The 1,304-nt window shown below is 69.4% G+C and carries 2 protein-coding genes; both read right to left on the bottom strand.

Annotated features, from left to right (window positions below):
* On the bottom strand, positions 1–534 hold a 534-nt coding region (locus G5C60_RS50685; RefSeq protein ID WP_165271085.1), incomplete at its 3' end, for a SidA/IucD/PvdA family monooxygenase.
* On the bottom strand, positions 531–1,304 hold a 774-nt coding region (locus tag G5C60_RS50690; RefSeq protein WP_165271087.1), incomplete at its 5' end, for a pyridoxal phosphate-dependent decarboxylase family protein. The genes G5C60_RS50690 and G5C60_RS50685, both read right to left, overlap by 4 nt.

Here is a 1,304-nt window from a genome sequence, read left to right on the forward strand (position 1 = left end):
GAGTGGTTCGGGGACGTGGGGGGCGGTGCCGATGCCGAGGACGATGTTCTTGGCGTGGGTGCGGCCGTGGGTTTCGCCGTCGGGGTCGAGGTGGGTGTAGTCGATTTCGAAGAGGTCGCGTTCGGGGTTCCAGCGGACGGCGTCGACTTGGTGGGCGAAGTGGAGTCCGGGGAGGTTTTCGCTGACCCAGCGGCAGTAGGCGGCGTATTCGGCGCGGTGGATGTGGAAGCGTTCGGCGAAGTAGAAGGGGAAGAGGCGGTCGCGGGTTTTGAGGTAGTTGAGGAAGGTCCAGGGGTTGGCGGGGTCGGCGAGGGTCACCAGGTCGGCGAGGAAGGGGACTTGGAGGGTGGCGCCGTCGATGAGGAGGCCGGGGTGCCAGTCGAAGGCGGGGTGTCGGTCGTAGAAGGCGGTGTCGAGTTCGGTGAGGGGGTGGGCGAGGGCGGCGAGGGAGAGGTTGAAGGGTCCGATGCCGATGCCCACCAGGTCGCGGGGTGCTTCGGGCTCGTGGTGTGCGTGGGCCGACGTCGGGCTCATCGGGGGGTGTGTCCTTCCACCAGTTTCAGGAGCGCGGCGAGGTCGCCGGGTGCGGTGTGCGGGTTGAGCAGGGTGGCTTTGAGCCAGAGGCGGTCGTCGGGGCGGGCGCGGCCGAGGACGGCGTGGCCTTGGGTGAGGAGTTTTCGTCGTACGTCGGCGACGGCGTCGTCGGTCGCGTGGGTGGGCCGGAACAGGACGGTGCTGATGGTGGGCGGTGCGTAGAGCTCGAAGCCGGGGTGTGCCTGGACGAGGTGGGCGAGCTCGTGTGCGTGGGCGCAGACCTGGTCGACGAGCGCGCCAAGTCCTTGTCGTCCGAGTGTTTTGAGGGTGACGGCGATTTTGAGGATGTCGGGGCGTCTTGTCGTGCGCAGGGAGCGGCCGAGGAGGTCGGGGAGGCCGGCCTCGGTGTCGTCGTCGGCGTTGAGGTAGTCGGTGTGGTGTGCCAGTACGCGGAGGTCGTCGGGGTCCTGGACGGCGATCAGGCCTGCGGCGATGGGCTGCCAGCCGAGTTTGTGCAGGTCGAGGGTGACGGTGTGGGCGCGGGCGAGGCCGTGGAGTTTGCTGCGGTGGCGGTCGCTGAAGAGGAGGGCTCCGCCGTAGGCGGCGTCGATGTGCAGACGGGCGCCGTGGGTGTGGCACAGGTCGGCGATGGCGGGCAGCGGGTCGATGAGTCCGGCGTCGGTGGTGCCTGCGGTGGCTGCCACGAGGAGTGGGCCGGGCAGCTCGCTGAGGGTTTTGTCGAGGGCGGCGGGGTCCATGGTGCCTGCGGG

The sequence above is a fragment of the Streptomyces scabichelini genome, assembly GCF_011045015.1.
Classification (GTDB): Bacteria; Actinomycetota; Actinomycetes; order Streptomycetales; family Streptomycetaceae; genus Streptomyces; species Streptomyces scabichelini.